A 9,417-nucleotide genomic window follows, 5' to 3' on the forward strand; every position below is an offset into this window, starting at 1 on the left:
ATTATTGTAAGGAGAATTCCGGTAGATTTCTGAAGCAAAGTAACGGCTAAAATTCGGATTATTAACATTTTTTTAATAGACAAAGTATAGACATTGTGTTTTTGAGTGTTTTTTTACATCCTCTAAATCAATATGTTGCAGATTATGGGGAAAAAAAGTAGACGAAATGCATAGACGATGCCTTAAAAAGGCGTCAAATGTATGCACACATACATAATGTAAGAATTATTTAATTGCCATCTAGATGCTTATGAGCAATTTCTCAAAATCTTCGTCTTCGGCAATACCCATTTTCTTTTTAATGCGGTATTTTTTTGTGACTGTACTTTCATAAGAGATCTGTAGTAATGAGGCAATCTCTTTATATGATAAATTTAGTTTTAGCAGAGAGCAAAACTGAATATCATTTCGGGTAAGCATCGGATATTTTTCGGTTAGCTTATTTTCAAATTCGGGGTTGGCATTCTTAAAGCGAATATCAAATTCTTTCCAGTAATTTTTTTGCTGTGTTAACTGGATAAGCTCTTTTTTCACATCAGCTAATTTCAGGTTATCGCTATCCAGTTTTTCAATTACCGAATGCAGGGCGTCATAATAATTTGCCATCTGTAATGCCATCGAAGTTGCGTCGCGTTGCTTCTCATCTATCATTTGTTTTTGAGAGTTGCTCAATTCCTGCTCCAGGGCATGCTGTTGTTCAAGATAATTTTTTTCTTTTTCTACAGATTTAAACGCTTCTTTCTGCAATCGTGCTTTAAGCCAGTAGCCACGTAGCATTACCAATATAAGCGCAATTATTCCCAGGCTCCCAATGATGTACATGAATGAAAGTTGCTTTTCGGCCTCAACTTTTTTCTTAAGCGATTGGTTGTTATTGGCCAGCATGGTGTTCTTTTCGCGCTGAAAATCGGTTTGGAACTTTGCCTGCATGGCATTGAGGTTACGGCCGTTTTCATGCATCCTGAGGGTGTCACACATCAGCATTGCCGTTTCAAAGGCTTTAGAGCTTTCTTTCCAGTTGCCTGTTCCGGTATAAATTCCAGCGATAGCCCTTTCGTATTCATAACGCTCATGGGTGTGGCTTTTACGATAGGCAGGAGTATTCCTAAATTCATTAATGAGCTTTATGGCCTCATTATATTTTTTTGTTTCATTAAGTACGGCAATGTAATTGCTGAAAATAAGCATTGTATACTTTGATTTTTTCTCAGAAAGCATATTATATGCTATCGCATAATGGGCAAGTGATTTTTGTGTATTGCCTCTCAGGTTTTCTATATTGGCAATTTTGGCATAGATTACAGCTTCAAGTTCTTTATCGCCAGCCTTTTTTACGTTTGGAATAATTTCTGAAAGCAGGGTATAGGCTTTATCCGTTTGGTTTAGCTCTATTAGGTTTTCAGTGTAGTTTACTGTCGCAATAAAATAGACCTTAGTATCCTTTTCGGCCTTGTTCTTTGTTAGGTATTCTTCCAGCAGGTCGGCAGCAAAGCGGTAGTTGTTGCTTTGCAGGTAGGTGCCGGCAAGGGTAATTTTTAGCTGCCATATATAACAGTTGTCGTTTCTTTCTTCCAGTATTTTAATTCCCTTCAATACATAGGCTGTGGCTTTTTCTATATCTCCCTTGTAAAGATAGGAGGCTGCCATTGTATGATATATCTGGGCATTATAAATGGCGTTGCCTTTCTTTTTGTTGATTTTTAAAGCCTCTTTACTCCATTTTAGGGCAGTGTCAAATTTCCCCAAAATGTTGTTTTCTATGGCAATGTTAACCATTGCGGCAATCTTTTTTTCGGGATATTTATTAAGTAGTGTAATGGCTTTTTTATAACAGCTAATCGCTTTATCAGGGTTGCCTGTAAAATCATAGTAAATGCCTGTTATGTCCTGGGCTTTCGCATAAATGGTGTCATGCAGCCCTTTGGTAGCCAGTATTTTGGCATACCTGTTCTTTTCTGTTTCGGCGTGCCTCAGGTTTTTATAATCGGCCTTGAACCAAAAGTTTTGGTAACCACAGCCTTTCTGCTGTGCTGATACCGAAAAATAAGCAAATAAAAATGTGAGCCAGATTGTTGTGTGACTAAATTTCCATAAGCAGTTTTTCGAATTCGGTATCATCATTAATTTCCATTTTCTTTTTTATCCTGTATTTTTTTGTGATAGCACTTTCGTGCGATATCTGTAACAGGGTTGCTATCTCTTTATTAGAGAGATTAAGCTTGAGCAAAGAGCAAAACTCAACATCATTCTTAGTGAGTTTTGTATAACGCGTTGTCAGGGTTTGGGAAAAATCAGGATGAATGTTGTTAAACCTTGTTTCAAACTGTTTCCAGTAATCTTTTTGCCTTAATAGTGTTACCAGGTCTCTTTTCAGTTCATTAGCATCAGTAATTTGTCCTTTCTCACATTTTTCTATAATGTCATTAATATTATCCTGATAGCTGGCAAGCCTTAAAGCTGTCGATGTCAACTCCCTTTCCTTTTCTTCAATAACTTCCTTTTGTGCATTGGCAAACTCATGCTCATGTTCATGCTGCTGCTTGATCAGATTTTTCTCGGCATTCATGTTGCGCAATGCTTCTTTTTGCAGCCTGTTTTTAAGCCATGAGCTGCGTAAGAACAATAGTACAATTATAATAAAAAAAATACTGGCAAATATATAAAGGAATGTTAGTTTTGTCTTAGCTTCTTTTTGTTTTTGCAGTACTTCGTTTTTTGTCTTGAGGATATTGCTTTTTTCATGCTGAAGTTCCTTTTGCAGGCGCGCCTGTAATTCTACAACGTCGCCTTTGTTAGATGTGCGCGCAATCGAGTCCTTAAGCTTTACAGCACTCTCAAGTCCTACAACCGCCTCTTTGTGGTTGTTTGTGTTTTTATACGTTTCGGCGGCGGCAACATCAAACCGTAGCCTGTCTTCTGAGTTTATTTTAGAAAAAATGGGGGCTTTTTTGATCGACTCTACAATCGTCAATGCCTCATCATATTTCCCCTGTTTGTTAAGATATTCTATAAACTCGGCACCTATCATTACCGTATTGAGCGAATTTGCCTTCAGGAATATTGTAAAGGCAGTAGAGTAGTTTTTATAGGCAACTGCATGCTGCTGTTCGTAGGCTGCGATAGTGGCAAGCTTAGAATAGGCCACAGCAAGATGTTCCTCATTTTTTATGGTCTTGAGTTCTGTTATGGCCTCATTCAATGCGCGTTTTGCGTTATTCACTTCTTCAAGGTGTATCACGCATTCGGCATAATTAATAAGAGTAAGGGCATAATTTACTTTGTCATTATTAGCTTTAAATATGGCGAGGCATTCGGTATACATGTCTTTGGCAAAAGTAAAATTGCGCATTTTCATGTAGGTATTTGCCAGCTTTTGGTTCATATTTACCAGGCTGCTCTTGTCATCTTCAGTCTTAATTATTGCAATTCCCTTACGGAGGCATTCAATAGCCTTGTCATACTCCAGCTTAAACTGGTATATAGAGGACATGTGGCTGTATATCGATGCTTCGGCTACTCTCAGGTTTAGCTTTTTACTGATGGTAAGTGCATCGTCAAGGCTCTCGAAAGAGGCATCATATTCGCCCTTAGTGCGGTAAGCAACCGAAACATTCATAAGGGGCATTATCTTTATTTTGGGATAGTTCTTAAGCTGGGCTATGGCTTTTTTATAATAATAAATAGACGAATCGGTCTTTCCGACATTGCCGTAATATATACCATAAATATTATATACCGTCCCCCTTATACTGTCGGGGATGTTTTTTTGTGCCAGTGCATAGTTAATGTAATATCTGGTACTGTCGGGCGAAGAAAAAATGTGCTTTTTGATCTTTGCCTCAACAAATTTATAATTAAAAGTATTGTCCTGTGCCTGTGCTCCAAAAAAGCACAGATATAGGAAACAAAAGATGAGGATCTGTTTTTTTGCCATATTACATTTCCATTAGAAGTTTTTCGAATTCGCTATCATCTTTGATCTCCATTTTCTTTTTGATCCTGTATTTTTTGGTAATAGCGCTTTCGTGTGATATTTGCAGCAGCGAGGCTATCTCTTTGTTAGAAAGATTAAGCTTGAGCAGTGAGCAGAATTCTATATCGCTTTTGGTGAGGTTAGGAAACTTACCTGTAAGCATATTGCCAAATTCAGGATGCAATGTATTAAAACGTGTTTCAAACTGTTTCCAGTAATCCTTTTGCTTCATCAGCAGCTGCAGTTCTTTCTTGATATCATTAACACTAAGTGTTGCATTGTTGTTGCATTTTTCTATGATATCGGTAATATTATCCTGGTAATTCGCCATCCTTAGTGCCGTAGAAGTTAACTCACGCTGTTTTTCTTCAATAATCTCTTTTTGAGAATGTGTGAGTTCCTGTTCGTGCATGTGCTGCTGGCGTATTACATTCTTTTCGGTCTCGATCGATTTCAGTTCTTCTTTTTGCAGGCGGTTCCTGAGCCAGTATCCTCTCAAAAACAAAAGTATAAGTACAATCAGAGCAACACTGATAAAGATATAAAGAATCATTAGAATCTTTTCGGTCTCCATTTGCTTTTGCAGTGACAGGTTGTTGGCTTCAAGGGCAAGATTCTTCTCACGTTGAAGGTCGGTCTGGAATTTTGCCTGTATTTCCTCTATGGCGACCGCTTTCTGTGCACTGGCAATAGAGTCCATTATTACAATGGTATTTTGGTATGCTTTAATGGCTTCTTTGTCGTTATTGGTTGCCTTGTATGTTTCAGCAATTGCATTTTGGTAGGTGAGCTGCTCTTCGTTGCCGGCATTCCTAAACTTTTTGGTACCCTCAATCAGGGCTATCACTTTCAAAGCTTTCTGATGTTCGCTCTGTTTGTTTAAAAAGTTAATGTAACTGCCTCCCATGGCAATAATGCGTGTCGAGCCAGATTCTTTAAGGTTTTTAATCGCTTTTTCAAATTCGGCTGTTGCCTTTGCCTTATTTCCTAAAGCTACTTCCAGCTCCGCACTTCTAAAAGCGGTAATGCCTATGTGTTCCTTATCTCCAAAGCTTTGCACGCCCAGGGCGGCTTCATTAAGGACTTTACGGGCTTCGCCATATTTTTTGGCATGGGTGAGCGCATCGCCCAGGCTTATAAGGGTAAGGTAATAATTATGCTTAGAATCGCTTTGCTTTAAATAATCGGCACACTCCCTGTACAGGTCTATAGCGAAAGAATAATTTTCTTTGGCAACATAGGTACCGGCAAGTTTTTGCTTTATTACGATAAGCTCTTTTTTATGTTTTGTATCCTTTAAAAGCTTTATGGCTTTAGTAAGGTAACCTATCGACTTCTCGTAGTCTGTTGTGTAGTTGTAATTTGTAGCAATCTCACCATAAGCAATGGCAAGGCCCAAATTGTTCTTTAATTTCTTTTGTATAGCTACTGCTTGTTTCAACAGTTTTATAGATGTAGTATATTCGCCTTTATTCCTGTAGCCTATGGCAAGGTTCATAAGACTCTTTACTCTGATTTTAGGATAATCCTTAAGATAAGTAATAGCCTTCTTTGTATAGTAAATAGTAGAATCGGGCTTGCCGGTCACCCCATAATAAATTCCATAAAGATTGTAGGTGTTTCCGTAAATGGAGTCGTGAAGGTCATCCTGCGCGAGTGTTTTTTTAATAATGGCCAGCGCAGCCGCAGGATTGGAGCTTACAAGTTTTCGGGCATTAGCATCGGCTTTCTTAAAGTCATAGTCATTATCCTGTCCAAATGATAATGCAGTAATAAGCAGAATTGCAAGGTGTAGTTTTTTAACCATAGCATTTTAAGGGCTTTATTTCTAACAAAATGGGAGCAGGGGCGTACTGCAATTTAACGAAATTTTATGATAATTTTAGCATTTCAAGGTTAAAAAATGCTAGTTAAAAGCATATATTTTTTCCTGTACGAGATTACTTTCATAACCTTTTCGCAACAGGAAATCCATTACTTTCTTTTTTTTCTTCAGTAGGTTGGATTCGTGTACTATTTCCCACTGTTTATCGGCTATCAGGTGAAAAGTTTCAAGGTATTCGCCTTCAGGGATTTCCTTCAGGGCGCGGTCTATATTATATTTTGAAATGCCCCGGGCCTTAAGTTCATTGGTTATCCTGCGCTTACCCCAGTGCTTGATCCTGAATTTTCCGCGGGCAAAACTGCATGCAAAACGTTCTTCATTCAAAAAATTGTGGTCAAGCAGGTGTACTACAATAGTATCTATGGCCTGTGGGATCATATTAAGGCTCTTCAGTTTTTGTATCACTTCGTCATGGCAGCGTTCCTGATAGGCGCAGTAATGCTCCATCTTTTTTTGCGCTTCTTCTACCGTATACGATTTATACATACTCCCTGATTTATAAGCAAAGTTAAAACAAAAGCCCATTACATAATGGGCTTGTTTTGTTATACCGGTAAGTTTAAATTTTTGTGGGTGTTCACCACGGCCTGCCTGTTCTTATAATCTATCCACTCCTGGCCTTTGTACCTGCGCATAAGGTTGTCATAATACCTCATGATGGCTATATTGTATACAGCTTTGCCTAAATTCATCATCTTTCTTGGAAAAGCCCTGAGGCTCATAGAGAACCCCGGTGTTACATATTTCATGTAGTGCCAGTAGCCTTCGGGCATGTACAGCATTTCACCGTGCTTCAGGTCGGCTACCAGTCCTTTGGCATATTTAAGTGCCGGCCATTTGTCAAAATCAGGGTTGTCAAAGTCAATGTCTTCACGGGATATTAGCGCATGCGGCACTTTGTACAGATAGGGAGTCTGGTCGGGTGCAAACAGGATGCAGCGTTTCTCTCCGTGAAAATGAAAGTGCAGTATGTTGGAGTAATCTATATCATAATGAATGAACACTTTTGAACCTTCGCCACCAAAGAAAAGCATGGGTAGTTGCTTTACCAGCCTCAGGCCAATGTCGGGCCACCTAAAGTCATCCTTTAGCGACGGCACTTCTTTCATGAGGTTGTATAAAAATATCCTGTAATTGGTAGGTTTCGACTGCAATAAATCGATATAGTCGGCCATTTTCATTTTGGCATGGGCTTCATTAAAGCCATCCTTGTGCGATACCGGGCGGTCATCATACAGCGGTACCGTTTTTTCTCCCGCTATGTCTTTTATGTAGTTGAGCCTCCATTTTTCATAGGCAGGCCAGTCTTGTGTAAGCTGCTCTATTACAACAGGCTTTTGCTTTTTAACGTAATTGTTATAGAAGTCTTCTTTGGTAATGGTTTTTACGCGTTCAATTTCTGTCAGATCAAAAGGCATCGGATAGTATTTAGCTAAACAAATTTACTAAAGCGTAACCAAATTGTTAAATAATGAAATCTTAAAATTTTGATGCTGAAATTAAAATTTATTAACAACGGAAAATAAAAAAAGCGGCCTTTCCCGGGGCCGCTTTCACATAATAGTTGCATTCTCAATTTATTTCTTTACAATAAGAAATTCAATCCTTCTGTTTTGTGCATGCTGCTCTTCAGTACAGTTCTCGCCACAATTCACTTTTGGCTGGCTTTCGCCATAGCCCTGTCCTGAAATCCTTGCTGTATCAATACCTTTAGAGATAACATACTGTACTGTTGCCTTTGCCCTGCGGTCAGACAGCGCAAGGTTGTACTCGGCACTTCCACGGCTGTCGGTATGTGCTTTTGCTGCAATAACCATGTTTGGCATCGATTTCATTACAGCTACAAGCTTATCAAGTTCCGCAGCGCCTTCGGGTGTTATGTTGCTTTTATCATACTCAAAGTATATTTCCTTAAGCTGAACATAGCCGTCTACAATAAGCGTTTCTGCCGGTACCAGGTCGGCTGCGATATTTACCACGCGCTCCCTTGATTTTGCAACCGGAAAACTGTTTTGCAGGTAACCGTCTTTAGAGGCCTGTATAACATAAGCCCTGTCGCAGTCTACGTTATAGGTAGCTTTACCGTTAGCATCGGCTGTAGTGTTCTGGATCACGTTGTTCCTGTCATCCAGTATAGAAACGGTGGCACCGCCCAGTACTTTTCCTGTCTTGATGTCCTTAACGGTTACAAGTGCTTCAACGCCGCATATCGGTGTTGCCAGGTACAGGTTGTCTTTGCCGGCTTTGTTGCTCGAAAAGAAACCGATGTTTTTAGTATTGTTAAACGTAAAAGCAAAATCGTCCTGGGGTGAGTTTACCGGAAGCCCTATGTTAATGGCTTCGCTGCCCGGCTTAGTAAGGTCTATCATGAAGATGTCCATACCTCCGAAGCCTTTTCTGCCTTCCGAGGCAAAGAAGAGCTTGTTGTCATCAGTGATGAACGGGAAGTTTTCCCTGCCTTCGGTGTTTACTTTTGGGCCAAGATTTTCTGGTTTGCCGTAGGTATTGTTTCCTTTTACTTCCACTTTCCAGATATCGGTACTTCCACCTGTAGATCCCTGCCTGTTTGAAGCAAAATACAGCGTTTTGCCATCTTTAGATATCGATGGATTACCGGTAGAATATTTTTTATCATTAAAAGGAACCGCTTTTACATTACCCCATTTGCCATTCTCTTTCGTGGCAACAAACAGGTATATCAGGCCTGTGCGCTGGCCGGGAGTGTCTTTTTCAAAGCTGCCTTCTTTCCAGCTTTCACTGGCAAAATACATGGTATTGCCATCTCCCGTAATGCTTGCAGGGCCGTCATGCCACTGGGTGTTCAGGTCAGATAACGGTGTCGGGGTACTAAAAGAGCCATTGTCGTTATAGGTAGCGGTGTACATGTCCATATAAGGCTCTTCGTTCCTGCCATAGGTCCTGCGGGCTGTATTTCTTGTTGAGGCAAAGTAAAAGGTGTTATCATCAGTCACAAAACCGCCAAAATCGGCATATTTCGGGTCATTGATATCCAGTTTCTTTTCATCATACAATTTAGTCTGCGACTTTAGCTTTGGCAGGTAGTCAGGGTCCTGATTAAACAATGCAGCCCTTTGGTCATTAGGTGCCAGCGATGCAAACTTCTGCATCTGCTTGTTGGCTTCCTCATATTTGCCTTCTACCTTCAGCATTTGTGCATAACGATAGTAGGTTTCTGCATCCTGCTGTTTCAAATCGATAAGCTTTGCATACCATTTAGATGCTTCTTTGGCATTAAAAAGGTTATAGTAGCTGTCGGCTATCTGTTTGTACACATAAGGGTCTTTACCTTTTGCGGCCAGTTTTTCATAAGCTTTTGCTGCATCCAGGTAGTCAAACTTTGCATATAGCTTGTCTGCAGTTTCAGTGTCTTTATTTTGTGCCGTTACGGTCAATGCCATAAGCAGGCTAAGTGAAATGTATAACTTTTTCATTTTGTAACGGGCTTAAATTAGAAATAACGGGGTGAACGAGATACTTTTTTAGGGAAGTTCAGGTCAAACAACAGCATGATCTCGTGAGAGGCAGGTGTAGTCACTTT

General features: G+C 39.8%; 6 protein-coding genes. All 6 read right to left on the reverse strand.

Features of this window, described 5'->3' with window-relative positions:
- Positions 1-240: 240 nt before the first annotated feature.
- The 6 genes from ACX0HA_RS15680 to ACX0HA_RS15705 all read right to left on the reverse strand — a co-directional run bounded on the left by ACX0HA_RS15680 (position 241) and on the right by ACX0HA_RS15705 (position 9,310).
- Positions 241-2,121: a tetratricopeptide repeat protein gene (locus tag ACX0HA_RS15680; protein ID WP_458846248.1), complete on the reverse strand. Its 1,881-nt coding sequence runs from the start codon at positions 2,119-2,121 to the stop codon at positions 241-243.
- On the reverse strand, positions 2,081-3,934 hold the full coding sequence (locus ACX0HA_RS15685) for a tetratricopeptide repeat protein (RefSeq protein ID WP_458846249.1): 1,854 nt from the start codon (positions 3,932-3,934) through the stop codon (positions 2,081-2,083). Before ACX0HA_RS15685 ends, ACX0HA_RS15680 begins: the two co-directional genes overlap by 41 nt.
- A gap of 1 nt (position 3,935) precedes the next feature.
- A complete protein-coding gene (locus ACX0HA_RS15690) occupies positions 3,936-5,780 on the reverse strand; it encodes a tetratricopeptide repeat protein (RefSeq protein WP_458846250.1) in 1,845 nt (614 codons plus the stop codon).
- A gap of 99 nt (positions 5,781-5,879) precedes the next feature.
- The gene (locus ACX0HA_RS15695) at positions 5,880-6,344 is read right to left on the reverse strand and encodes a regulatory protein RecX (protein ID WP_458846251.1); all 465 of its coding nucleotides are present in this window, start codon (positions 6,342-6,344) and stop codon (positions 5,880-5,882) included.
- Positions 6,345-6,403: 59 nt separating this feature from the next.
- Positions 6,404-7,276, reverse strand: coding sequence for a cupin-like domain-containing protein (locus ACX0HA_RS15700; RefSeq protein ID WP_458846252.1), 873 nt, complete (start codon positions 7,274-7,276; stop codon positions 6,404-6,406).
- A 159-nt stretch (positions 7,277-7,435) separates the two neighbouring features.
- The gene (locus ACX0HA_RS15705) at positions 7,436-9,310 is read right to left on the reverse strand and encodes an OmpA family protein (RefSeq protein ID WP_458846253.1); all 1,875 of its coding nucleotides are present in this window, start codon (positions 9,308-9,310) and stop codon (positions 7,436-7,438) included.
- Between the last annotated feature and the right edge of the window lie 107 nt (positions 9,311-9,417).

This window comes from Flavobacterium hauense, assembly GCF_054457175.1.